This window comes from Bradyrhizobium sp. 132 (assembly GCF_023074185.1).
Lineage (GTDB): Bacteria > Pseudomonadota > Alphaproteobacteria > Rhizobiales > Xanthobacteraceae > Bradyrhizobium.
In genome coordinates this window covers 168,545-192,425 of sequence record NZ_JADPKY010000158.1, presented here as the reverse complement: position 1 = coordinate 192,425, position 23,881 = coordinate 168,545, and the positions used below count along the sequence as shown (strand labels likewise).

18 protein-coding genes are annotated in these 23,881 nt (G+C 64.1%); 8 read left to right on the top strand and 10 right to left on the bottom strand.

What is annotated here, in order from left to right; all coding sequences use genetic code 11:
* Positions 1–16 precede the first annotated feature (16 nt).
* Positions 17–403 carry an MAPEG family protein gene (locus IVA74_RS34670; protein ID WP_247351795.1) on the top strand — a complete coding sequence of 129 codons (387 nt, stop codon included), beginning with the start codon at positions 17–19 and terminating at the stop codon, positions 401–403.
* 84 nt (positions 404–487) lie between these two features.
* Here the strand turns inward: IVA74_RS34670 and IVA74_RS34665 are convergent, their stop codons facing one another.
* From IVA74_RS34665 to IVA74_RS34655, 3 genes are all read right to left on the bottom strand, one after another.
* On the bottom strand, positions 488–1,678 hold the full coding sequence (locus tag IVA74_RS34665; RefSeq protein ID WP_247351793.1) for an ABC transporter substrate-binding protein: 1,191 nt from the start codon (positions 1,676–1,678) through the stop codon (positions 488–490).
* 155 nt (positions 1,679–1,833) lie between these two features.
* Entirely contained in the window at positions 1,834–4,998 is a 3,165-nt protein-coding gene (locus IVA74_RS34660) for a multidrug efflux RND transporter permease subunit (protein WP_247351791.1), read from the bottom strand.
* A complete protein-coding gene (locus tag IVA74_RS34655) occupies positions 4,995–6,206 on the bottom strand; it encodes an efflux RND transporter periplasmic adaptor subunit (RefSeq protein WP_247351789.1) in 1,212 nt (403 codons plus the stop codon). Before IVA74_RS34655 ends, IVA74_RS34660 begins: the two co-directional genes overlap by 4 nt.
* A gap of 355 nt (positions 6,207–6,561) precedes the next feature.
* On the opposite strand from IVA74_RS34655, the gene IVA74_RS34650 reads away from it, so the two are divergent.
* The 7 genes from IVA74_RS34650 to IVA74_RS34620 all read left to right on the top strand — a co-directional run bounded on the left by IVA74_RS34650 (position 6,562) and on the right by IVA74_RS34620 (position 14,954).
* Entirely contained in the window at positions 6,562–7,716 is a 1,155-nt protein-coding gene (locus IVA74_RS34650; RefSeq protein ID WP_247351787.1) for an iron-containing alcohol dehydrogenase, read from the top strand.
* An 18-nt stretch (positions 7,717–7,734) separates the two neighbouring features.
* The gene (locus tag IVA74_RS34645) at positions 7,735–9,285 is read left to right on the top strand and encodes an AMP-binding protein (protein ID WP_247351785.1); all 1,551 of its coding nucleotides are present in this window, start codon (positions 7,735–7,737) and stop codon (positions 9,283–9,285) included.
* 194 nt (positions 9,286–9,479) lie between these two features.
* Positions 9,480–11,078, top strand: a complete 1,599-nt coding sequence (locus IVA74_RS34640; RefSeq protein WP_247351784.1) for an ABC transporter substrate-binding protein — start codon at positions 9,480–9,482, stop codon at positions 11,076–11,078.
* A gap of 35 nt (positions 11,079–11,113) precedes the next feature.
* On the top strand, positions 11,114–12,061 hold the full coding sequence (locus tag IVA74_RS34635; RefSeq protein ID WP_247351782.1) for an ABC transporter permease: 948 nt from the start codon (positions 11,114–11,116) through the stop codon (positions 12,059–12,061).
* Positions 12,062–12,070: 9 nt separating this feature from the next.
* Entirely contained in the window at positions 12,071–12,964 is an 894-nt protein-coding gene (locus tag IVA74_RS34630) for an ABC transporter permease (RefSeq protein ID WP_247351781.1), read from the top strand.
* Positions 12,964–13,971: an ABC transporter ATP-binding protein gene (locus tag IVA74_RS34625; RefSeq protein ID WP_247351779.1), complete on the top strand. Its 1,008-nt coding sequence runs from the start codon at positions 12,964–12,966 to the stop codon at positions 13,969–13,971. Before IVA74_RS34630 ends, IVA74_RS34625 begins: the two co-directional genes overlap by 1 nt.
* Complete coding sequence (locus tag IVA74_RS34620) at positions 13,968–14,954, top strand: dipeptide ABC transporter ATP-binding protein (protein WP_247351777.1); 987 nt, start codon at positions 13,968–13,970, stop codon at positions 14,952–14,954. Before IVA74_RS34625 ends, IVA74_RS34620 begins: the two co-directional genes overlap by 4 nt.
* Positions 14,955–15,101: 147 nt before the next feature.
* On the opposite strand, the gene IVA74_RS34615 is transcribed toward IVA74_RS34620, so the two are convergent.
* The 7 genes from IVA74_RS34615 to IVA74_RS34585 all read right to left on the bottom strand — a co-directional run bounded on the left by IVA74_RS34615 (position 15,102) and on the right by IVA74_RS34585 (position 23,815).
* A complete protein-coding gene (locus IVA74_RS34615) occupies positions 15,102–17,078 on the bottom strand; it encodes an acetyl-CoA carboxylase biotin carboxylase subunit (protein WP_247351775.1) in 1,977 nt (658 codons plus the stop codon).
* Complete coding sequence (locus IVA74_RS34610) at positions 17,075–18,691, bottom strand: acyl-CoA carboxylase subunit beta (RefSeq protein WP_247351773.1); 1,617 nt, start codon at positions 18,689–18,691, stop codon at positions 17,075–17,077. Before IVA74_RS34610 ends, IVA74_RS34615 begins: the two co-directional genes overlap by 4 nt.
* Positions 18,692–18,804: 113 nt before the next feature.
* A complete protein-coding gene (locus IVA74_RS34605) occupies positions 18,805–19,671 on the bottom strand; it encodes a 3-keto-5-aminohexanoate cleavage protein (RefSeq protein WP_247351771.1) in 867 nt (288 codons plus the stop codon).
* A 197-nt stretch (positions 19,672–19,868) separates the two neighbouring features.
* Complete coding sequence (locus IVA74_RS34600) at positions 19,869–20,669, bottom strand: AraC family transcriptional regulator (RefSeq protein WP_247351770.1); 801 nt, start codon at positions 20,667–20,669, stop codon at positions 19,869–19,871.
* A gap of 174 nt (positions 20,670–20,843) precedes the next feature.
* Positions 20,844–21,500 carry a glutathione S-transferase gene (locus tag IVA74_RS34595; RefSeq protein WP_247351768.1) on the bottom strand — a complete coding sequence of 219 codons (657 nt, stop codon included), beginning with the start codon at positions 21,498–21,500 and terminating at the stop codon, positions 20,844–20,846.
* Positions 21,500–22,663 (bottom strand): acyl-CoA dehydrogenase family protein, encoded by a 1,164-nt coding sequence (locus IVA74_RS34590; protein WP_247351766.1) that lies wholly within the window; start codon positions 22,661–22,663, stop codon positions 21,500–21,502. The genes IVA74_RS34595 and IVA74_RS34590 overlap by 1 nt, the downstream gene beginning before the upstream one ends.
* Positions 22,664–22,678: 15 nt before the next feature.
* A complete protein-coding gene (locus IVA74_RS34585) occupies positions 22,679–23,815 on the bottom strand; it encodes an acyl-CoA dehydrogenase family protein (protein WP_247351764.1) in 1,137 nt (378 codons plus the stop codon).
* Positions 23,816–23,881: the final 66 nt, after the last annotated feature.

The window sequence follows — 23,881 nt, the reverse complement described above, 5'->3', positions numbered from 1 at the left end:
TTCGAAGGGATTAGCGATGTATCACCTCACCGGCCTCGTCACGCTGCTGGCGATCCTGTTCTACTTCTTCACAGCCATGAACGTGTCACGCTCGCGCACCAAAACCGGCGTCAAGGTGCCGGCAATGTCGGGCCATCCGGATTTCGAGCGCGCGTTCCGAATCCAGATGAACACGCTGGAATGGATGCCGATCTTCCTGCCGGCTCTTTGGCTGTTCGCGATCTATATCGGCGACGCGATCGCAGCGGGAATCGGCGCGGTCTGGATCGCCGGTCGTATCTTCTATTTCATCGGCTATTCAAAGGCCGCCGCAAAACGCGGCCCGGGCTTCATGATCCAGGGCATCGCCGCGATTGCGCTGTGGGCGGGGGCGCTGGGAGCCCTGGTATTGCGGCTGGTGTAGGGGGCGACAGCGTGAAGTAGCATGGGCCCCGGCTCTGCGGTGCACCGCCGAGAGGCGCTGCACCGCGTCCGGGACACAAGAAGCCTACTTCGTCAGCGGGCAGCCGCTTTCCTTGGCGGTGAAGAATGCCTGATCGCCCGGAACAACCGCGAGCTGCTTGTAATAGTCCCACGGCTTCTTCGACTCCGAGGGCTTTTTGACCTCGAACAGATACATGTCGTGGACCATGCGGCCGTTCTCCAGCACCTTGCCCTTGGCGAAGGCGTCGTCGACCGGCAGCTCCTTCAGCTTCTTGGAAACCGCTTCAGTATCCTTTGTGCCGGCCGCCTTGACCGCCTTCAAATAGCTCAGCGTCGCGGAATAGGTGCCCGCGTGGATCATGCTCGGCATCCGGCCGGTGCGCTTGAAAAAGCGTTCGGAGAAGGCGCGCGTGGTGTCATTCTGATCCCAATAGAAGCCTTCGGTCAGGACCAAGCCTTGTGCCGCCTGCAGGCCTAGACCGTTCACCTCGGCGAGAGTCATCAGGAGACCGGCTAGCTTCTGGCCACCCTGCACGATGCCGAACTCGGCCGCCTGCTTGATCGAGTTGGTCGTATCCTGGCCGGCATTGGCGAGACCGACGATCTTCGCCTTCGAGCTCTGCGCCTGAAGCAGGAAGGAGGAGAAGTCCGAAGAGTTGAGCGGCACGCGCACTGAGCCGACCACCTTGCCGCCATTATGGATGACGATCTCGCTGGTGTCCTTCTCGAGCGCGTAGCCGAACGCATAGTCGGCAGTGAGGAAGAACCAGGTGTCGCCGCCGGCCTTGGTCAGCGCGCCGCCGGTGCCAACCGCAAGCGCATGGGTGTCGAAGGCCCAGTGGAAGCCGTAGGGCGAGCATGCAGCGCCGGTGATGCTCGAGGAAGCCGCACCGACCACGATGTCGATCTTCTTCTTTTCCTTCGACAATTCCTGCACGGCCAGCGCCACCGACGACGTCGTCAGTTCCGTGATCATGTCGACGTTGTCGGTGTCGTACCAGCGCCGCGCGATGGAGGTGGCGAGATCAGGCTTGTTCTGGTGATCAGCGGTGATCATCTCGACCTTCTGGCCGAGCACTTCGCCACCAAAATCCTCGATCGCCATCTTGGCAGCTTCGACCGAGTATTTCCCGCCGTAGTCGGCATAGACGCCGGACTGGTCGTTGAGAATGCCGATCTTGACGCCTTGCGCGAAGGCTGGCGCCGCCAGCAGCAACGCCGACGTCGCGACAGCGGCCAAAAGTGCTGATTTCATAGGTTAGCTCCCAGCAGTGTTCTGTTTTGAAATCGCGCAGATATTAGTGAAGAACCCCGCGCCTGCCCATCCATTGCATGTTGGTCGTTAGTATGAAGGGCGGCACCATAATGCGCCGTCATCCAGGCTTTCGCAGGGACGACGCTGTGGGAACATCACGCCACGACCTCGGACTTCTTCTCGTTCTTCCCCTCCGCCAGATTCCTCACCACCACGTAGAAGATCGGCGTGAACAACAGGCCGAACAAGGTGACGCCGATCATGCCGAAGAACACGGCGACGCCGACGGCTTGCCGCATCTCCGAGCCCGAGCCGGACGATATCACCAGCGGCAGCACGCCAAGGATGAAGGCAAAGGACGTCATCAGGATCGGCCGCAGGCGCAGGCGGCAGGCGTCGATCACGGCTTCCAGCCGCGGCTTGCCTTCCTTCTCGATGTCACGGGCGAACTCGACGATCAGGATCGCGTTCTTTGCCGCCAACCCAACCAGCACGACGAAGCCGATCTGGGTGAGGATGTTGACGTCCTGCCCCATGATGCGCACGCCGATGGTGGCGGCGAGCAGGCACATCGGCACGATCAGGATCACCGCGAACGGCAAGGTCCAGCTGCCATATTGGGCGGCGAGCACGAGATAGACGAACAGCACGCAGATCGGGAACACCAGCAGGCCCGCATTGCCGCCGGTGATTTGCTGGTAGGAGAGGTCGGTCCATTCGAAGGTGAAGCCGCTCGGCAAGGTATCGTCCGCGAGCTTCTTGACGGTGTTGAGCGCGGTGGTCGAGCTCACGCCCGGCGCTGGCTCGCCTTGGAGCTCGGAAGCTGCATAGAGATTGTAGCGAGCGACGCGGTCAGGGCCGGAAACATCCTTGAAGTCGACCACGCTGCCGAGCATCACCATGTCGCCGGAGGCGTTGCGCGTGCGCAGCCGCGCGAGGTCGCTGGGCTCCTTGCGGAACGGGAAATCAGCCTGCGCAGTGACGTGATAGGTGCGGCCGAACAGGTTGAAGTCGTTGACATAGGTCGATCCGAAATAGGTCTGGATCGTGTCATTGATGTTGGCAATGGGAACGCCGAGCTTCTGCGCCTTGGTGCGATCAATGTCGACGAAGAGCTGCGGCGTGTTGGCTGAGAACGGCGAGAACACCGTCGGAGCGAGCAGCAAGGGCGATTTGCGCGCCGCGGCGACGAGTTCGTCGGTCGCGGCCGCGAGCATCTCCGGCCCGCGGCCTTGCCTGTCCTGGATGCGGATGGTGAAGCCTCCGCCAGTGCCGATGCCGGGCACGGCCGGCGGCGGAATCACGATGATGAAGGCGCCCTGGATCGCAGCGAGGCGTTTGCGCAGCTCGCCGGTGATGGCGTTCGCGGACAGGCCCTTCTTCATCCGCGCCTCCGGCTCATCGAATACCGGAAACAGCGCCGCCGCGTTGCCAGCCTGCGTGCGCGTGGCGCCGGAGAAGCCGGCGAAGGCGGCGACGCGGACGATGCCGGGCGTATCCAGCGAGATCCGCTCGATCTCGCGCACGACCTCGGTGGTGCGCGCCAGCGAGGCCGCGCCCGGCAATTGCACGGAGATAATGACGTAGCCGCGATCCTGCGCCGGAATGAAGCCCTGCGACGTGGTCGCGATCAGCCAGCCAGCGCTGCCGATCAGCACGACATAGATCAGGATCATCACCACCGAATGCCGGATCACGAAATTGGCGAGGCCGGCATAGCCATGCGCGAGACGGTCGAACACGCGATTGAAGACGCCTGTGAAAGCGTTCCAGCCGCGTGCGAGAAGGTTCCAGCGCGCCGGCGGCCGCTTCTCCTCGTGCGGAACGAGCAGAAGCGAGGCCAGCGCCGGCGACAGCGTCAAGGAGCAGAAGCAGGAGATTGCGGTCGCAACCGCAATGGTGACGGCGAATTGCTGAAAGAATTGTCCGGAAATACCACCCAGGAACGCGGTCGGGACGAACACCGCGCACAGCACCAGCGCGATCGACACCAGTGCGCCGCCGACCTCCTCCATGGTCTTCAGCGCGGCGTCGCGCCGGCTCATGCCGTGCTCGAGATGTCGCTCGACATTCTCGACCACCACGATGGCGTCGTCGACCACGATGCCGACGGCGAGAACGAGACCGAACAGCGTGAGATTGTTGATGGAGAAGCCGAGCGCCGCCATCACCGCGAAGGTACCGACCAGCGAGACCGGAATCGCGATGATCGGTATGATCGCGGGCCGCCATCCTTGCAGAAACACCAGAACCACGATGACCACGAGCAACATGGCCTCGTAAATGGTCTTGATCAGCTCGTGGACGGACTGCGCGATAAACTCGGTCGGGTTGTAGCCGATATTGAAGTCGAGGCCCTTCGGAAAGCTTTCCTTCAGCTTCGTCATCGTGTCCGAGATGTTTTTCGCGGTCGCGAGGGCGTTCGATCCCGGCCGCTGCGTCACCAGCATGGCGACCGCCGATTTGCGCAACAGGAAGCTGTTGGTGGAGTAGGCCAGCGCACCGAGCTCGATACGCGCGACGTCGCGCAGGCGTACCGTACGGCCGTCGGAGCCCGCCTTGATCAGGATGTCCTCGAACTGCTTCTGGTCCTTCAGGCGCCCCGTGAAGGTGAGGTTCGGCTGGAAGGCGCGGTCGGAAATCGGCGGTTCGGCGATCTGGCCACCCGCGATCTGCACGTTCTGCGCGCGGATCGCGGCGAGCACTTCGGCCGAGGTCAGGCCGAGATTGGCGATTCGATCCGGGTCGAGCCAAAGCCGCATCGAATAGTCACGCGCACCAAAAATCTGGATGTCGCCGACGCCGTCGATGCGCAGCAGCTGGTCACGGACCTGGAGCAGCGCGTAATTCGAGATGTAGAGCTGGTCGAAGGTGTCGTCGGGCGACAGCATGAACACGACCATCAGGATGTCGGGCGAGTTCTTGCGCGTGGTGACGCCATTGCGCTGCACTTCCTCCGGCAGACGCGGCTGCGCAATCGCGACGCGGTTCTGCACCAGCACCTGGGCCTTGTCGAGATCGGTGCCGAGCTTGAAGGTGACGGTGATGGTGAGCTGGCCGTTCGAGGTCGCCTGGCTGTAGAGATACAGCATGTCCTCGACGCCGTTGATCTCCTGCTCGATGGGAGCTGCGACCGTGTCGGACACGGTCTGCGCGGAGGCGCCGGGATATTGCGTGGTGACGACGACGGTCGGCGGTACCACTTGCGGATATTCGGAGACCGGCAGCGTGGTATAGGCCAGCGCGCCGACGATCAGCAGCACGATCGACAGCACCATCGCGAGGATAGGCTGATTGATGGAGAGACGGCCGAGATTCATGATTTGTCACCCGGCTTGCCACCGGCCGGCGCAGTCTGCGGCGCGACCTTGGCGCCGACACGGGCGCGCTGGATGCCGTTGACGATGACGCGATCGTCGGGCTTCAGGCCTTCACGGATCACACGCAGGCCTTCATCGAGCGGCCCAAGCGTCACAGGACGTGCCTCGACGGTGTCATCAGGCTTCACCACGAACACGATCTTGCGGGACTGGTCGGTCGCGACCGCGACGTCCGGAATCAACAACGCCTCATAGGGCGCGCTGCCGATCAGCCGGACACGGCCGAATTGGCCGGGCAAGATCGAGAGATCGGTGTTCTTGACCACGGCGCGGCTGCGCAACGTGCCGGTCGAGACATCGAGGCGGTTGTCGAGGAAGTTGATCGAGCCCTCATGCGACGGCTTGGTCTCGCCGGCGAGCGTCACCTGCACCGGGTTCGCGGTATCGCGCGAGCTGGGGCGGCGACCCTCGAACCACAGCTTGCTGTATTTGATGAAGGTCGCCTCATCCATGTCGAAATAGATGTAGATCGGGTCGAGCGTCACGATCGAGGTCAGCAGCGTCGACGAGCCGTTGTCGCTGCCCTGCACGAGATTGCCGGGGCTGACGAGATGGCGGCCGACGCGGCCGGTGAGCGGCGCAGTCACATGCGTGAACTCGATGTTGAGTCGCGCGGCCTTGAGTGCGCCTTCGGCCTGCGACACCGCGGCGTGTGCCCCCTGCAAGGCCTGGCGGCGCTGGTCGACGACCTGCTCGGAAACCGCGCTGGTCTGAACCAGGCTCAAGCCACGGTCGAGCTCGCGCTTGGCAAGCTCCACCTTGGCGCGTGCGTCGGACAGCTGGCCGTCCGCCTGCTCGGCCACCGCCTCGAACGGACGCGGGTCGATGACGTAGAGCAGATCGCCCTGATGCACGATGGCGCCGTCCTGGAACTCGACGGAGTTGACGAAGCCGCCGACGCGGGGGCGCACCTGCACCTCCTCCGTCGCCTCGAAGCGGCCGGTGAATTCGTCCCAATCCGTGACGGTGCGCTTGACCGGCTGGGCGACGGTCACCGGCGCGGGCGGCGGTGCACCCGCCTGCGACGTCGGCTGGCCGCAACCGGCGAGAGCGAATACCGCAACGAGAAGCCCGGCGATCGCGCGAGGTCGAGGCGAAACGAGATCGTGCATTTTGACAAACTGCTCGCTTCCGTCCGGTCCACTCATTCCAGGTCCTCGCCTAAAAGCCGCGGAAAAGGCAGGGTACGCCTCTACCCGCGGGCGCCACAAGATGGGTCGCAATGATGAACTGTTCAAGACCATCGCACGCGCAATGCTCGGAAGAATGCCCTGGCCGGATGGCGGGTTGACACGGACATAGCGGGCTTCGCACGCGATGATTAGCGGGCGGGATGCGAATGGAGCTATTCGCCGGGCTCATCAATGGCAGGAGGCGGTGCGTCGAAGGGGTCACCCTCCGCTGGAGATGGGAGCGGGGCCAGCGTCTTCGCACATGACGGCCGGAGCCGGCTCCGCTAGATTACCCCCAGAAGACAAGACGAATTGTCCGGGGAGGACAGGCGTGCACCAGGGACGTGTCGTTTACGGCGCGATCGAGGAGGTTGTGTTCGGCCACCCCGCGGCCGACGCCGTGGTCGCGCAGATGGACCGGCTGGGGACGCGTCGCGCCTTCCTGATGGTGTCGGGCACGCTCAACCGGCAGACCGACGAAATCGCCAAGATCAAACAGGCCCTGGGCACACGCTGCGCGGGCGTCTTCGATGCCATGCCGGCGCACACCCCGCGCGAGGCGGTGATCGCCGCCACCAATGCGGCGCGGGAAGCGGGCACAGACCTGATCGTCACCGTAGGCGGCGGCTCGGTCACCGACGGCGCCAAGGCGGTACAGCTTTGCCTCGCCAACGGCATCGACGATATCGACGGCATCGAGCGTATCCGCGTGCACAAGGGCGTCGCGCCCGAGATGACCGCGCCGACTGTGCGCCAGATCAGCGTACCGACCACGATCGCAGGCGGCGAGTTCAGCTCCATCGCGGGCGTCACCGACCGCACCACGCATGTGAAGCAGATGCTACGGCATCCGCTCGCGGTGCCGCGCGCGACCATCCTCGATCCCGCCATCACCGTGCACACGCCGGAATGGCTGTTTCTTTCGACCGGCATCCGCGCCATCGATCATTGTGTCGAGGCGATCTGCTCGCGCGAGACGCACCCTTATGCCGACGCACAGTCGGTGAAAGGCCTGGCGATGCTCGCCGACGCGCTGCCGCGGGTGAAGGCTGACCCGTCCGACCTCGGCGCGCGGATGGATGCGCAGATCGGCACCTGGCTGTCGATGGGCGCGCTCGCCGCCGGTGTGCCGATGGGGGCAAGCCACGGCATCGGCTACGTGCTGGGCGCGACCTTCGCCGTGCCGCATGGCTACACCTCCTGCGTCATGCTGCCGGCGGTGATGCGCTGGAATGCGCGCGACAATGCCGAGCGCCAGACGATCGTCGCAGCCGCGATGGGCTTTCCCGGCCACAAGGCAGCCGATGTGCTCGATGCCTTCATCCGCTCGCTTGGCATGCCGCGCAGCCTCGCTGAGGTTCACGTCTCGCCGGAGCATTTCGACGCCATCGCGGAGGCTGCAATGCGCACGAACTGGATCCCGCGCAACCCGCGCAAGATCGACGACCCTGCGCAGTTGCGCGAAATCCTGCTTCTTGCCGCATGATCTAAAGCCGGAGGACTGATGTACCCAGGTTACCATGCCCGCCTGCGCCCGCTCCAGCCCGCCTTCATCATGGCGGCGACCGGCGAGGCCGTCACCTATCGCGAGCTCGATGCGCGCAGCAACCGGCTGGCGCATTTGTTTCGCAAGCACGGCTTGAAGCGGCTCGACCACTACGCGATCTTCATGGAGAACAATTCCCGCTACATCGAAGCCTGCGGCGCGGGCGAGCGATCCGGGCTGTACTACACCTGCATCAACTCGTTCCTGACGCCGGGCGAGCTCGCCTATCTCCTCGTCAACAGCCAGTCGAAAATCCTGATCACGTCGGTTGCGAAGCTCGATATCGCCCGCGAGGCGATCAACGCCTGCCCCGAGATCAAGCTGTGCATCGTTGCCGACGGCCCGGGCGAGAGTGAGCGCATCGTCGGCCTCGCGGAGGTGACCGCCGATCAGCCGACGGCGCCGCTCCACGATGAATGGCTCGGTACAGCCATGCTGTATTCATCGGGCACGACGGGGCGGCCGAAGGGCATTATTCGGCCACTGCCGGAGGAGCCGCCGAAGCACAATCTGCCGCTGTTCGATTTCCTGACGAAGCTCTGGCAATACCGCGAGGGCATGGTCTACCTCTCGCCGGCGCCGCTCTATCATTCGGCGCCGCAGGCCGCCGTGAACCTCACGATCCGCATGGGCGGGACCGTGATCATCATGGAGACGTTCGATCCCGAGCGTTACCTCCAGCTCGTCGAGCAATGGGGCATCACCCACACCCAGCTGGTGCCGACGATGTTCTCGCGCATGCTGAAGCTGCCGGAGGGGGTGCGAAAGCGCTACGATCTCTCCTCGATCGAGATCGCGATCCACGCCGCCGCGCCCTGCCCGGCCTTGGTCAAGGACGACATCATCAAATGGTGGGGACCGATCATCCACGAATATTACGGCGCGACCGAAGGCCTCGGCTTCACCGCCTGCGACAGCGCGGAATGGCTCGCCCATCGCGGCACCGTCGGCAAGGTGCTGCTCGGCGACCTCCATATTCTCGACGAGAACATGAAGCCATGCCCCACCGGCACTCCGGGACAGGTCTGGTTCAAGACGGCCACGCCATTCGAGTATTTCAACGACCCCGAGAAGACGAAAGAGGCGCGCTCGGCCGATGGCAGTATGAGCACGGTGGGTGACGTCGGCTATGTCGACAAGGACAGATTCCTTTATCTAACGGACCGCGCCACCTTCATGATCATCTCCGGCGGGGTGAACATCTATCCGCAGGAATGCGAGAATCTGCTGATCACCCATCCGAAGGTCGCGGACGCCGCGGTGTTCGGCGTGCCCAATCCCGATCTCGGCGAGGAGGTCAAGGCGGTGGTGCAGCCGATGCCCGGCGTCGTGCCGGACCCGGCACTCGCCGAAGAGCTGATCGCCTTCTGCGGGGCGTCGCTGTCGCGGCAAAAGGTGCCGCGCTCGGTCGATTTCGAGAAGAAATTGCCGCGGCTGCCGACAGGGAAGCTGTACAAGCGCCTGCTAAGGGACCGGTATTGGGGGAACAAGGCGTCGAGGATCGTGTGAGCCCCGATGTCGTCCCGGCGTTCGCCAACGATGCCGGAGGAACTTCTCTCACATCGCGAGAGGAAATCGCCTGCGGCCTTCCGTCATCCGAATTGTCGAGAGCGTGGGCGGCCTTGCCGGTTGCCTCCCTCCGCCAGCGTCGCTATCGTCCATTCAAACAGGCCGCGAAAGGCCGAGGTCCAGGGAGGACGAGGATGCGGAGCGTACGAGCGCTCGCCGCAACGGCGGCGCTATCTTTGCTGGCGTTTTCGACGATTACATTGGCCGGCGAGCCCAAGCAGGGCGGGATTTTGCGGATGTACCACCGCGACAGTCCCGGCAATGCCTCGATCCACGAAGGCGCGACCTACTCGCTCAATGTTCCCTTCATGCCGGTGTTCAACAACCTCGTCATCTACAAGCAGGACGTGGCGCAGAACAGCATGGACACCATCGTGCCCGAACTCGCCGAGAGCTGGGCCTGGGTCAACGACAACAAAACATTGACCTTCAAGCTGCGCGCGGGCGTGAAGTGGCACGACGGCAAGCCGTTCACCTCGGCGGACGTCAAATGCACCTTCGACATGCTGATGGGCAAGTCACAGCAGAAGTTCCGGCAGAATCCGCGCAAGAGCTGGTATGAACAGGTCAACGACGTCTCCACCAACGGCGATCTCGAAGTCTCCTTCAACCTGAAGCGGCCGCAGCCTTCGCTGCTGGCCCTGCTCGCCTCGGGCTACACGCCGGTCTATCCCTGCCACGTCTCGCCCGGCGACATGCGCACCCATCCGATCGGCACGGGGCCGTTCAAGTTCGTCGAGTTCAAGGCCAATGAATCGATCAAGCTGACCCGCAATCCGGACTATTGGCGCAAGGGCCGGCCCTATCTCGACGGCATCGAGTTCACCATCATCCCGAATCGCTCGACCGCTATCCTCGCCTTCGTCGCGGGCAAGTTCGACATGACCTTCCCGACCGAGGTCAGCATTCCGCTGTTGAAGGACGTCAAATCGCAGGCGCCGAACGCGGTCTGCGTGGTCGAGCCCAACAACGTTGCGACCAACATCATCGTCAATTCGTCCGCGCCGCCGTTCGACAACATCGACATCCGTCGCGCCATGGCGCTGTCGCTGGACCGCAAGGCGTTCATCTCGATCATGTTCGAAGGCCAGGGCGACGTCGGGGGCACCATGGAGCCCGCGCCGGCCGGCCTCTGGGCCATGCCGAAGGAGATGCTCGAGAGCATTCCGGGCTACGGCCCCGACATCACCGCCAACCGCGAACAAGCCAAGAAGCTGATGCAGAAGGCCGGCTACGGCCCCGACAAGCACCTCGCCGTCAAGGTCTCGACCCGCAACATCCCGGTCTACCGCGATCCCGCGGTGATCCTGATCGACCAGCTCAAGAGCATCTATATCGACGGCGAGCTCGACGTGGTCGAGACCGCAAACTGGTTCCCGAAGATCGCGCGCAAGGATTACATGCTCGGGCTCAATTTGACCGGCAATGCCGTCGACGATCCCGACCAGTCGTTCTACGAGAACTATTCCTGCGGCTCCGAGCGCAACTACACCAATTACTGCAACAAGGAGATCGAGAAGCTGTTCGACGTGCAGTCCCAGGAGACCGACCTCAACAAGCGCAAGAAGCTGGTGTGGGACATCGACAAGAAGTTGCAGGAGGACGTCGCCCGCCCGATCATCTTCCACGCACGGACCGGCAGCTGCTGGCAGCCTTATGTCAAGGGCGTGACGGTGATGTCGAACAGCTCGTATAATGGATATCGGTACGAGGATGTCTGGATGGACAAGTAGCGCTAGCCGCGGACGGGTTCGACGGGAGGCGATGCATGTTTGCCTATCTGGTGCGGCGCCTGTTCCTGATGCTCGTGACCCTGTTCGGGATCTCGGTCGTCATCTTCTTCCTGCTGCGCATCGTCCCCGGCAACATCGTCGACATCCTGTTTGCCGCGGCCGGCTATGTCGATCCCGCCGACAAGGCCAGTCTGGAGAAGGAGCTCGGCATCGACCAGCCGCTGGTGGTGCAGTATTGGCACTGGATCAGCGGTTTTCTGCGCGGCGACTTTGGTTACTCCTATGTTTCCGAGAAGCCGGCGCTTCAGGAGATCCTGCCACGGATTCCGATCACCGCACGGCTCGCCGGGCTGGCGTTGTTGTTCTCGGCGTCGATCGGCATTCCCTTGGGCGTCATCAGCGCGGTGAAGCAGGGAACGAGGCTCGATTACGCGTTGCGTGTGGTGAGCCTCAGCGGATTGTCGCTGCCTTCGTTCTGGCTCGGCCTCTTGATCCTCACCGCGTCGGTGGCGATGTTCGGCCAGATGCCGATCTTCAACCCGAATCCGGCGACATGGCTGGAAGCCTTCGCAACCTATGCCGTGCCCGCCGCCGCCGTCGGCTTCCGCAGCGCTGCACTGACCATGCGCATCACCCGCTCCTCGATGCTGGAGGTGCTGCGGCAGGACTATATCCGCACCGCGCGCGCCAAGGGCGCATCGGATGCCGCCGTGAACTATCAGCATGCGCTCAAGAACGCGATTCTGCCCGTCATCACCGTGATCGGAATCGAGGCGGCGTTTCTGATCGGCGGTCTCATTGTCACGGAGACCGTGTTCAACATCCCCGGCGTCGCCCGCTTCCTGGTCGAGGCGATCCGCTGGCGCGACTATCCGATCGTGCAGAACCTCGTGATGCTGATTGCGATTGTGGTGGTGAGCGCGAATTTCATTGTCGACATGCTCTACGCGGTGTTCGACCCGCGCATCCGATTTACGGATTAGGAGATCAGTTTGACCGCGATCGACTATGACGTTGAACTGAGGCGCGCCGGCGCCTACGCGCCCGGCGGCTGGCGGCGCGTGCTGTTCCTGGCGCAGCGGCACGTGCTGGGCGCGGCTGGGCTCGTGATCATGACCCTGTTCGTGTTCACCGCGGTCTTCGCCGACTTCATCGCGCGTTATGATCCCCTGACGATCGACGCAGCCCGGGCGCTGGGCCGCCCAAGCCTGTCGCACTGGATGGGGACGGATTCCTTCGGCCGCGACGTCTTCAGCCGCATCATCCATGGCGCGCGGATCTCGCTGGCGGTCGGGATCGGCTCGACTGCGCTCGGCGGCACCATCGGCGTGATCGTCGGATTGACCTCAGGCTATCTCTCCGGCTGGGTCGATCTCGTGTTCCAGCGCGTCTCCGACGTTCTCCAGGCGTTACCGCTGCTGGTCCTGGCCCTGATCATGACCGCCGCGCTGGGTCCCTCCTTGCCGAACGTCATCATTGCGATCGCCATTCCACTGATCCCGACCGTGTCGCGCGTCATCCGTGCCAACACGCTGGCGCTGCGCGAGCTGCCGTTCATCGAGGCCGCCAAGTCGATCGGCATGAGCGAGGTGCGGATCGCGCTGCGCCATGTGCTGCCGAACACGCTGGCGCCGCTGATCGTGCTCGCGACCGCCCAGCTCGGCTCGACCATCCTCACTGAAGCCTCGCTCTCCTTCCTCGGTCTCGGCATTCCCGAGCCTTATCCGTCATGGGGCCGCATGCTCTCTGAATCCGCCGCCGAATATGTCCGCACCGCGCCATGGCTGGTGATCTTCCCGGGCATCGCGATCAGCCTTGCGGTGTTCGGCGCCAATCTGTTCGGTGACGCCTTGCGCGACATCCTCGATCCCCGGCAGCGCGGCTGATGGCGGACAAATCCGATCTCGTGCTCGATGTGAAGAACCTGAAGACGGTGTTCTTCACCAACTCCGGTCTCTTCAAGGCCGTCGATGACGTTTCCTTCACGGTGAGGCGCGGCGAGACGCTCGCGATCGTCGGCGAATCCGGCTGCGGCAAGAGCGTCACGGCCCTCTCCCTGATGCGGCTGGTGCCGGATCCGCCCGGCCGCATCGTCGGCGGCTCCGTCACGCTCGAAGGCACTGATCTTCTGGCGCTGGACGAAGCTGAGATGCGCGCGATCCGCGGAAATCGCATCTCCATGATCTTCCAGGAGCCGATGACCTCGCTCAATCCGGTGATGCGGATCGGCGACCAGATCGTCGAGGCGGTGCGGCTGCACCGGAACATGTCGAGCAAAGAGGCCCGCGACATCGCGATCGAGATGCTGCGCCTGGTGCGCATCCCCGAGCCGGCTCGGCGCGCGCGGGAATATCCGCATCAACTCTCAGGCGGCATGCGCCAGCGCGCCATGATCGCGATGGCGCTGGCGTGCCGGCCGGCGCTGCTGATCGCGGACGAGCCCACCACCGCGCTCGACGTCACCATCCAGGCGCAGATTCTGGCGCTGATCCTGGACCTTCAGAAGGAGCTCGGCACCGGGCTCGTGCTGATCACGCATGATCTCGGTGTCGTCGCGCAGACCGCGCAGCGCGTCATCGTGATGTATGCGGGTCGGAAGGTCGAGGAAGCCAGCGTCGAGGCGCTGTTCGCCGCGCCAAAGCATCCCTACACGCGCGGATTGATGGCCTCGATACCGGCAGTGCCGGCGCCGGGCGTCGCCGCGCAGGCACGGCTGAACGAAATTCCCGGCACGGTTCCGTCGCTGGTGCGACTGCCAAAGGGTTGCGCCTTCGCGCCGCGCTGCACGCTCGCGATCAAGCGCTGCGAGGCCGAATATCCGCCGCTCATCGATTGGGGCGGCGGCCATCTCGCGGCCTGCTGGCGCGCGGCCGAAGTGGCGGAGGTGGCATGACCGAGGCGCTGCTCGAAGTCACTGACCTCAAGAAACACTATCCGGTGCGCGCCGGCGTGTTGCGCCGACAAATCGGCACAGTGCATGCGGTCGACGGCGTCTCATTTTCGGTTGGCACCGGTGAGACGCTCGGCCTTGTCGGCGAATCCGGCTGCGGCAAGTCGACGGTGGCACGCAGTGTGCTGCGGCTGGTCGAGCCGACCTCCGGCCAGATCCGCCTCGACGGCGAGGACATCACTCGCCTCTCCAAGGCTGCGCTGCGGCCGCACCGTCGTTCGATGCAGATCGTGTTCCAGGATCCGTTCGCGTCGCTCAATCCGCGCATGACCGCAGGCGACATCGTCGGCGAGCCGCTGCTCGTGCACGGACTCGCGACCGGCAAGGCACTGGAGGCGCGTACCGCAAAGCTGTTCGAGCAGGTTGGCTTGCGGCCCGACCAGATGCGCAATTTTCCGCACCAATTCTCCGGCGGCCAGCGCCAGCGCATCTGCATCGCGCGGGCGCTCGCGCTGGAGCCGCGGCTGATCGTCTGCGACGAGCCGGTCTCCGCGCTCGACGTCTCGATCCAGGCGCAGGTGATCAACCTGTTGATCGATCTGCAACGCGAGCACGGCTTCTCCTATCTCTTCATCGCGCATGACCTCGCCGTGGTCGCCCATATCAGTCACCGCGTCGCCGTGATGTATCTCGGCCGCATCGTCGAGATTGCCGACAAGGACGAGCTGTTCAGGAACCCGCGCCATCCCTATACGCAGGCCTTGCTCGCCTCCGTGCCGATCGCCAACCCACTCGCCAAAAAGCTCACGCCGCTGGTCGACGGCGACGTGCCAAGCCCGGTCAATCCGCCGTCGGGCTGCGCGTTTCACACCCGCTGCCGGTTTGCGATGGAGCGGTGCAAGACGGAGCGGCCGGCGCTGGTGGGCGCGGGCGACGGACACCAGGTGGCGTGCTTGCTCAATGACGGGACGGGGCGGGGCTCTTGATTAGGCGCACGCCTTGCCGGGACGAAGTGCGAGACGGCACTATCTCCCCATCGTCATTGCGAGCGCAGCGAAGCAATCCAGAATCTTTCCCCGGATGCAGTCTGGATTGCTTCGTCGCTTCGCTCCTCGCAATGACGAGCTGCCGCTCTACCCAGCCCCGATCTCAGCCACGATTTTCCCCGTCGTGACCTGCTCGCCCTCGGCGACGTCGATCGCCGCGACCATCCCGTCGATGCCGGCCTTGTGGACGTGCTCCATCTTCATCGCTTCCAGTGTCATCACCGGCTGACCGGCGGTGACGCGCTCACCCGGCTTGACCAGCACGGCAACGACGCGGCCGTTCATGGCGGCACGGACTTTTCCGTCGCCACCATTTGTTGCAGCGGCCTTCGGCGCGGCGAAGGTGAGATCGGTCGCCGCGAGCGGGATGCCGCGGTACTGGAGGTAGAGCCGGTCGCCGTCGCGCAGGAATTTTGCGCTGTCCATCACGCCGTCATGGCGAAAGCGGATCACGTCGAGGTCGAGCTGATCGACCTCGAACTTGTCCTGCCGGCCGTCGATGGCAACGGTGTAGCTGCCATCGCGCTCCCGGGTGACTTCGAGCTCATGCGTCTGGCCGGCGATATCGATCTTTGCCGGTAGCGGAAACGTTGCCGCGAGGCTTCGCCCACTGCGCCACGACGGTGCCTGCGGGCTCGTGACGTAGAGCAGAAGGCCCGCAAGCGCGGCGCTGAATGTGCTACTCGCAACCGGCCCCAGCAATTCGTCGCGATGCGCACCAATGAACGCCGTGGTCGCTTCGCCCTTGGCAAAGCTGGGATGGCGCAGGCATGACATCAGGAACGCCTGATTGGTGGTCACACCGAATCCGGTCAGTTGCTCCAGGCCGACGATCAGCCGCCCCCTCGCCTCCTCGCGTGTCGCCCCATGGCTGATCACCTTGGCGATCATGGAATCGTAGAACGGCGGAATCTCAGAGCCCGATTGCAGCGCATGCTCGACGCGAATGCCATCCGGCACCTGCCAGCGCGCCATGCGCCCGGACTGCGGCATGAAATCATGCGCGGCGTCCTCCGAGCACAGCCGCACCTCGATCGCGTGGCCTGTGAAGCGAATGTCCTGCTGCTTCACCGGCAATTGCTCGCCGCGCGCGACGCGCAGCTGCAGTTCGACGAGATCGAGCCCGGTGATCGCCTCGGTCACGGGATGCTCGACCTGGAGGCGCGTGTTCATTTCCATGAAGTAGAACGCGCCACTCGTATCGAGCAGGAACTCCAGCGTCCCGGCGCCCTCGTAACGCAATGCCTTCACCGCGGCGACCGCGACCTCGCCCATCTTTCCACGCAACTCGGGCGTGACCGCGGGCGACGGCGCCTCCTCGATCAGCTTCTGGTGCCGCCGCTGTACCGAGCAATCGCGCTCGCCGAGATGAATGGCATTGCCGTGGCTGTCGCCGAACACCTGGATCTCGATATGACGGGGATTCTGGATGGCGCGTTCGAGAATGACGGAGGGATCGCCGAACGCCGCCTTTGCCTCGGACCGTGCACTGCGCAGGGCATCGCCGAAGGATGCAGCGTCGGTGACGAGCCGCATGCCTCGGCCGCCACCGCCGGCGACCGCCTTGATCATCACGGGGAAGCCGATCTTTTTGGCTTCCGTCAGCATGACCTCGTCGCCTTGGTCGGCGCCCTGATAGCCGGGCACGCAGGGCACGCCGGCCTTGTTCATGATCTCTTTGGCGCCGGCCTTGTTACCCATCGACTCGATCGCCTGCGGCGAGGGGCCGATGAAGACCAGGCCGGCATCCTTGCAGGCCTGCGCAAACTCCTCGTTCTCGGCGAGGAAGCCATAGCCGGGATGCACTGCATCCGCGCCGCTGGCTTTTGCGGCCGCAATGATCGCGGGGATGTTGAGATAGGAATGCGCCGGCAGCGCTTCGCCAATGTGCACGGCCTGGTCGGCCTGCCGCACATGGAGCGCGTCGCGATCCGCATCCGAATAGACCGCGACGACGCCGAGGCCGAGCTTCCGTGCGCTGCGCATCACGCGCAACGCGATCTCGCCGCGATTGGCGATCAAGACCTTGAAGAACGGCCGGTGCTGCACTGATCCGTTCCTCATGGGCGAGCCACCGAGAATTGCATGCGCTGGGGCGTGCGCGCATCGCCCTCGCGGCAGATCGCGAGCACCTCAGACAGGACCGCGCGGGTGTCGCGCGGATCGATCACGCCGTCGTCGAGCACGCGCGCGCTGGTCGAGAACACGTCCATCTGGCCGTCGAACACGCCGACGATCTGCGCCTTCATGGCATCGAGCTTTTCTTTTTCGACCGGCTTGCCGCGGCGAGCTGCGGCGGCTTCGGTGACGATCGCCATGGTCTCGGCGGCCTGCTCGCCGCCCATCACGGCGGTCTTGGCGTTGGGCCAGGAGAAGCAGAAGCGTGGATGGAAGCCGCGCCCGCACATGCCGTAATTGCCGGCGCCGAACGAGGCGCCGCAATAGATGGTGATCTGCGGCACCGTCGCCGACGTCACCGCCTGGATCATCTTGGAGCCGTGCTTGATCATGCCGGCTTCTTCGTAGGATTTGCCGACCATGTAGCCGGTGGTGTTGTTCAGATACAGCAATGGCGTGCGGGTCTGGCAGCAAGCCTGGATGAAATGCGTCGCCTTGTTGGCGCCGGCAGGATCCAGAGGGCCGTTGTTGGTGATGATACCGATTGCCTGGCCCTCGATGCGGGCATGGCCGCAGACGGTGGCCGGGCCGTAGTTCGGCGCCATCTCGGTGAAATCGGAATCGTCGACGATGCGCGCGATCACCTGCTTCATGTCCACGGAGCGCTTGTGGTCCATCGGCATGATGCCGAGCAGCTCTTCCTGGTGGTAGCGCGGCGGCTTGAACTGTGCTGCCGCCTTGCCCGGCCGCTCCCACTCCAGCGCGGCCATGATCTCCCGCGCAATGCGCAATGCGTCGCGGTCATCCTCGGCGAGATAGTCGCCGAGACCGGAAACCTGCGTGTGCATCTCGGCGCCGCCGAGTTCCTCCTCTGTCGCGATCTCGCCAGTTGCAGCCTTCAGCAGCGGCGGACCCGCGAGGAAGGCGCGAGTGCGGCCACGGACCATGACGATGTAATCGGACAGGCCGGTCTGATAGGCGCCACCGGCGGTCGAGGAGCCATGCGTCACGGTGACGACGGGCAGCCCGGCAGCCGAGAGCCGCGCGAGATTGCGAAAGATGTTGCCACCACGGACAAAGTCTTCGACGCGGTAGCGCAGGAGATTGGCACCGGCGCTTTCGACCAGCTGGAGATAAGGCAGCTTGTTCTCCAGCGCGAGCTCCTGCACGCGTATCGTCTTGTCCAGGCCGTAAGGTTGAAGCGCGCCGGCATCGATGCCGGAATCGTTGGCGCTGATCATGCAGCGGATGCCCGAGACGAAGCCGATGCCGGCAATGACGCCGCCGCCGGGCACGCTCTTGCTTGGATCCGGCACGTCGAACATGTAGCCGGCCAGCGTGGACAGCTCGATGAAGGGCGCGCCGGGATCGAGCACCAATGCGACGCGCTCGCGCGGCAGCAGCTGGCCGCGCTTGTGAAAGCGATCTTTCGCCACGGCAGACGCGGCACGCGTGCGCTCTTCCAGCGCCCGCATGCGGTCGATCAGGCCGAGCATGCCATCGCGGTTGGCCTGATGGGCGGCGCTGCCGGGGGAAATTGTGTTTTCGAGAATGGACATAAATTCATCCTGCTCGTCACTGCGAGGAGCGGAGCGACGAAGCAATCCAGACCGCCTTAGCAGAAAGATTCGGGATTGCTTCGCTGCGCTCGCAATGACGGGTGAGGCGATACCTACCTATTCGTACCAAAAATCTTCCGCGCTTCCGCCGGGCTCGCGATCTCGCGGCCCGCGCGCCGGGCGCAGGCGGCGATGGCTTCGATCAGCTGGCCGTTGGACGTCACCTTCTTGCCGTCGGCGAGATAGAAGGCATCTTCGAGACCGGTGCGCAGATGGCCGCCGAGCTCGGCGCAGCGCTGATGCAGCGGCCAGATCTCTTCGCGGCCGATCGCCGTGACCTGAAAATGCGCCTCGGGACGCTTCAGCTTGATCAGGATCGGCAGCAGATCGGGATCGGACGGCATGCCGGAGGCGACGCCCATCACGAAATTATACTCGAGCGGACCCTTGTACATGCCGACCTGGGTGTACATCCCAACGCAACGCACGATACCGACGTCGAAGCATTCGAATTCGGGGATGGTACCGACCGCGTTCATGACGTCGAGATAGTCCTTCACCTTCTCGACCGCATTGTCGAACATCATCGGCGGCCAGGCCCAGCTATTGTCGGCTTTCACCTTCAGATAGTTCAGCGAGCCGGCATTGCAGGCGGCGATCTCCGGCCTGGTCTCGCGGATGCAATCCAGCGCTCCACTGTAGTTCGGCCCAGAGACGCCGGAGGTGTGGTTGATGATCACGCCGGGGCAGGCTTCGCGGATCGCCTGCTGGATCTCCTTGCTGACGCTGACCTCCCAGGACGGCAGATGCCCCTTGTCCGGCGCCTGCTGGCGCAGATGGATGTGCATGATGGACGCGCCGGCATCGAACGCAGCCTTGGCCTCGCGCGCCATCTGCTCGGGCGTCACAGGCACGTTGTGCTGCCTGGGGTCAGTGAGCACGCCGTTCAGCGCGCAGGTGATGACGGCCTTGTCGCTCATGCCTTGAATGTCTCGCACGTTGATAATTCAACGCTTGCGATCATGTGATGGGCGGCACGCGGCTTCTTGCGCGGAGAAGCTAGCTAAACGCTAGCTGTCGTAGGGCGGGCAAAGGCGCCCTGGCGCCTGCCCACCATCTCTCCACACCTCACGAAGGTGGTGGGCACGCTTCGCTTTGCCCACCCTGCAAGAGCGAGCTAGCTCGCCTCCGCCAGCCTCACCGTCTCGCTGCTGCGATAGATCGCTAGATCCCGCGAGCCGACGAAGATCGCGCGCGGCTTCAGGCCGTAGAAGCGGCGGATCGAATGGCTGAAATGGGTGCTGTCGGGATAGCCGATATCCTGCGCGAGATGGGCGAGGTTGAGGTCCTGGTTGGCGAAGTGCAGCAGATGCCGCGCGCGCTTCCAGGCGCGGAAGGAGCGAAACGAGATGCCGGTCTCTTCCTTGAACAGATGCAGGAAACGCGAAGCGGAAAGTCCGGCGTCCGCCGCGCATGTGTCCGCCGTCACGGGCTCGCCCGTGAAGCGGCCGATGCGCGCCACCGCACGCGTCACGCGCGGGTCGAGCACGCGCCGCGGCAGCGCTTCGCCAAAACACATCTCGTCAAATTCGGCGGTGGTGATGTCGCCGTAGCGGCGCTGTCGCAACAACGTGTAGGCGGCGAGAATCTTACGGGCATAGACAGCCTGGTCGGGTCCGGTGAGCCGCGCGGCCAAGGCCTCGATCACGCCATCAGGCATGCTCTCCGGCTCCAGCGTCACGCTGATCGCCGTGCGGTAGTCGCTGGCAATGGAATGCCGCTGGTTCGGCAAGGTGACGAACAGCTCGCCGGTGGCGAGGACTTCGTCGAGCGTCAGATGCAGGCTACCCTTGACCGCGACATAGACGTGGCAGCAGCCGGGCGTCCGCTTGCGGGGGCGGCCGAGCAGGCCGGCATAGAATACCCGCTCCGGCGTGATCAGCATCAAATGGTCGGATTCGCGACCGTTATCTTCCATTGGGATCCTCCTCGCGCGGCTCTTTGGCCGCTGCGGACGGAGGTCACCTTAGCGGAAATTTGGGCGCTGTCACGGCGCGGTAGCGCTGTCATGGAGCGTAAAACATCGGCGTTCCCGGACGTCCAGAGGACGAACCCGGAACCGGCAAGCAACAATTTCGTCCAGGCGACGGAGCTACGCCCTCACACGCGCCGCGATGTTCTGTTCGACTCCAGCCTTCTGCTCCGCAGCAACCGCACGTTTGAATCCATCGCGCTGCTGCAAGCACGCCCAATAACCTGCGACATTTGGCCCAAAGTCCTTGGCGAGCCCGATGTTGCCGGCGAGGCGGAGCGCATAACCAATGACAATGTCAGCGGCGGTGAAGCGACCCGCGCACAATGTTTCGGCATTGGCGGTCGCGGCCTCGACGGCGCGCAGCCGGCCCAGGAACCACTTTGCATAGTCGGTAGCGACCTGCGGATTGCGGCGCACTTCCGGCTCGAGCTGGGTGTATCGGAGCACCAGCGTCTGCGGGAACGTTAACGTGGCGTCGCTGAAATACATCCAGTTCAGGAACGCGCCATAGGCGGGATCCTCAGGTCCCACCATCAGCGGCGTCGGCCCGTGCTTGATGCCGAGATAGTGGCAGATGCCGGACGATTCCGTCATCTTGGTCTCGCCGTCGACCAAAAAGGGAATCGTGCCCAGCGGATTGAGCGCGAGGTATTCCTTGGCGAAGACCCGCGGCGGGAACGGCAGCATCTTCAGTTCGTAGGGAAGTCCCATCTCCTCCAGCATCCAGAGTGGACGGAAAGAGCGCGCTGCGTCGCAGTGATAGAGCGTGATCATCAAGAGCTTCCTTTGCTGCCGGGCAGCGTGCCCATCATCTTGCACAGGACCATCAGCATGACCTCGTCCGCGCCGCCGCCGATCGAAGTCAGGCGGCTGTCGCGATAGGCACGGCTGACCGGCGTCTCGTTGGTAAAGCCCATTCCGCCCCAATATTGCAAGCAGGCGTCGGTAAGTTCGCGGCCGAGCCGCCCGGCCTTCAGCTTGGCCATGGTCGCAAGTTTTGTGACATCCTCGCCCGCCACCAGCGCCTCGCCAGCGCGGTAGATCAGCGCGCGCAGCAGCTCGACCTCGGTCTGCAGCTCCGCCAGCTTGAAGTGAACGACCTGGTTGTCGAGGATGGACTTGCCGAAGGCTTTTCGGTTGCGGGTGTATTCGATGGTCTCGTTGATGATGTATTCGTGCGCCTTCAGGCAGGCCGCCGCACCCCAGAGGCGCTCCTCCTGGAACTGGATCATCTGGTAGGTGAAGCCCTTGCCCTCCTCGCCGATCCGGTTGCGCCTGGGCACGCGGACATTGTCGAAGAAGATTTGGGCGGTGTCGGAGGAGCGCATGCCCATCTTGTCGAGTTTTCGCGCGACAGTGACGCCCTTGGTCTTCATGGGCACGCAGATCAGCGACTTGTTGCGGTGAACGGGCCCGTCGCCGGTGTTGGCGAGCAGGCAGATCCAATCGGCCTGGGTGCCGTTTGTGATCCACATCTTGCCGCCATCGATGACGTAGTCGTCGCCGTCGGTGCGCGCATTGGTCTTGATCGAGGCCACGTCCGAGCCCGCGCCGGGCTCTGAGACGCCGATGCAGGCTACATAGTCACCGGAGATCGAGGGTACCAGGAATTCGCGCCGCACCTCGTCCGAGCCGAACCGCGCCAGCGCCGGCGTCGCCATGTCGGTCTGCACGCCGATCGCCATCGGCACGCCGCCACAGGTGATGGCGCCGAGTTCCTCTGCCATCAACAGCGCATAGGAATAGTCGAGGCCGGAGCCGCCGAATTCGACCGGCTTGTTCAGCCCGAGAAAGCCGAGGCTGCCCATCTTCTTGAACAGCTCGTGCGCCGGGAAGATGTCGGCCTTCTCCCATTCATCGACGTAAGGGTTGATCTCATTCGCGATGAATTTTTGTAAAGAGCGGCGGATCTCGTCGTGGTCGGCGGTAAACAGCATTTCTTCCTCTCGTCGTCACAGCCCCATCTGCCGCGACGCCAGATCCTTCATGATCTCCTCGGTGCCGCCGCCGATGGCGTTGACCTTGACCTCGCGGTAGATGCGTTCGGCCTTGATGCCGCGCATGAAGCCGGCGCCGCCGAAGATCTGCACGGCTTCAGAGGCGCAGAACGCCATGGTCTGCGTCGCCTGGTTCTTCATCATGCAGATTTCGGCGACCGGGCTTTCACCCTGCTCCAGCCGCCAGGCCAGCATCTCCAGCATCGCTTGCGATGCGGCGACCTTCTGCGCCATGTCGACGATCTTGTGGCGGATCACCTGATGCTGCGCGAGCGGCTTTCCAAAAGTCTTGCGCTCCTTGGCGTAGGCAATCGCCTCGTCGAGGCACACGCGCGCGAAGGCGGTGCAGCCCGCCGCCATGCCCATGCGCTCGCTGTTAAAATTATGCATGATGATCTTGAAGCCCTGGCCTTCCTCGCCGATCAGGTTTTCCGCCGGTACGCGGCACGCGTCGAAATGCAGGGTTGCGGTGTCGGAGGCCCACCAGCCCATCTTCTTCAGCTTTGTCCGCGCCAGGCCGGGCGTATCCCCCTCGATCAGGAGCAGGCTGACGCCGCCGGCGCCCTCGCCGCCGGTGCGCACCGCAACTGTCAGATAGTCGGCCCGCATCCCGGAGGTGATGAAGGTCTTCTCGCCGCTCACGACGTAGTGATCGCCGTCGCGCCGCGCCTTGGTCCGGAGGCCCGCTACGTCAGAGCCGCCGCCCGGCTCGGTGATCGCGAGCGCGGAGATTTTCTCACCCGCGAGCACCTGAGGCAGCACGCGCGCCTTAACCTCGCTGCGCGCTGCCCGCGCGATCGGCGGCGCACCGATGGTGTGGCTCATCAGGCTGGCGCTGATCCCGCCGGCGCCGGCCCGCGCCAGCTCCTGGCTGGCGACGATCTTCATGAACTGATCGGCGGCGATCCCGCCATATTCCTCGGAGAATCCAAGCCCCAACAGCCCGATCCCGGCCGCCTTTCGATAGAGCTCGCGGGGAAATTCGCCGGCCTCGTCCCACTCGTGGGCGAACGGCGCGATCTCCTTGTCGACGAAGCGGCGCATCATCTCGCGAAAGGCATCATGCTCGGCGGTATAGAACGGGCTTTTCATCGCACTCTCGCCTTGCTGGCGGATTCGTCTCATCCACCATGGCCGGAACCCTGGCGGCTCACTTGC

Excerpts from the sequence above, each read along its gene's own strand:
- IVA74_RS34670 (WP_247351795.1), top strand. The coding sequence starts at position 17 with ATGTATCACCTCACCGGCCTCGTCACGCTGCTGGCGATCCTGTTCTAC.
- IVA74_RS34665 (WP_247351793.1), bottom strand. The coding sequence starts at position 1,678 with ATGAAATCAGCACTTTTGGCCGCTGTCGCGACGTCGGCGTTGCTGCTG.
- IVA74_RS34660 (WP_247351791.1), bottom strand. The coding sequence starts at position 4,998 with ATGAATCTCGGCCGTCTCTCCATCAATCAGCCTATCCTCGCGATGGTG.
- IVA74_RS34655 (WP_247351789.1), bottom strand. The coding sequence starts at position 6,206 with ATGAGTGGACCGGACGGAAGCGAGCAGTTTGTCAAAATGCACGATCTC.
- IVA74_RS34645 (WP_247351785.1), top strand. The coding sequence starts at position 7,735 with ATGTACCCAGGTTACCATGCCCGCCTGCGCCCGCTCCAGCCCGCCTTC.
- IVA74_RS34640 (WP_247351784.1), top strand. The coding sequence starts at position 9,480 with ATGCGGAGCGTACGAGCGCTCGCCGCAACGGCGGCGCTATCTTTGCTG.
- IVA74_RS34635 (WP_247351782.1), top strand. The coding sequence starts at position 11,114 with ATGTTTGCCTATCTGGTGCGGCGCCTGTTCCTGATGCTCGTGACCCTG.
- IVA74_RS34625 (WP_247351779.1), top strand. The coding sequence starts at position 12,964 with ATGGCGGACAAATCCGATCTCGTGCTCGATGTGAAGAACCTGAAGACG.
- IVA74_RS34620 (WP_247351777.1), top strand. The coding sequence starts at position 13,968 with ATGACCGAGGCGCTGCTCGAAGTCACTGACCTCAAGAAACACTATCCG.
- IVA74_RS34615 (WP_247351775.1), bottom strand. The coding sequence starts at position 17,078 with ATGAGGAACGGATCAGTGCAGCACCGGCCGTTCTTCAAGGTCTTGATC.
- IVA74_RS34610 (WP_247351773.1), bottom strand. The coding sequence starts at position 18,691 with ATGTCCATTCTCGAAAACACAATTTCCCCCGGCAGCGCCGCCCATCAG.
- IVA74_RS34605 (WP_247351771.1), bottom strand. The coding sequence starts at position 19,671 with ATGAGCGACAAGGCCGTCATCACCTGCGCGCTGAACGGCGTGCTCACT.
- IVA74_RS34600 (WP_247351770.1), bottom strand. The coding sequence starts at position 20,669 with ATGGAAGATAACGGTCGCGAATCCGACCATTTGATGCTGATCACGCCG.
- IVA74_RS34595 (WP_247351768.1), bottom strand. The coding sequence starts at position 21,500 with ATGATCACGCTCTATCACTGCGACGCAGCGCGCTCTTTCCGTCCACTC.
- IVA74_RS34590 (WP_247351766.1), bottom strand. The coding sequence starts at position 22,663 with ATGCTGTTTACCGCCGACCACGACGAGATCCGCCGCTCTTTACAAAAA.
- IVA74_RS34585 (WP_247351764.1), bottom strand. The coding sequence starts at position 23,815 with ATGAAAAGCCCGTTCTATACCGCCGAGCATGATGCCTTTCGCGAGATG.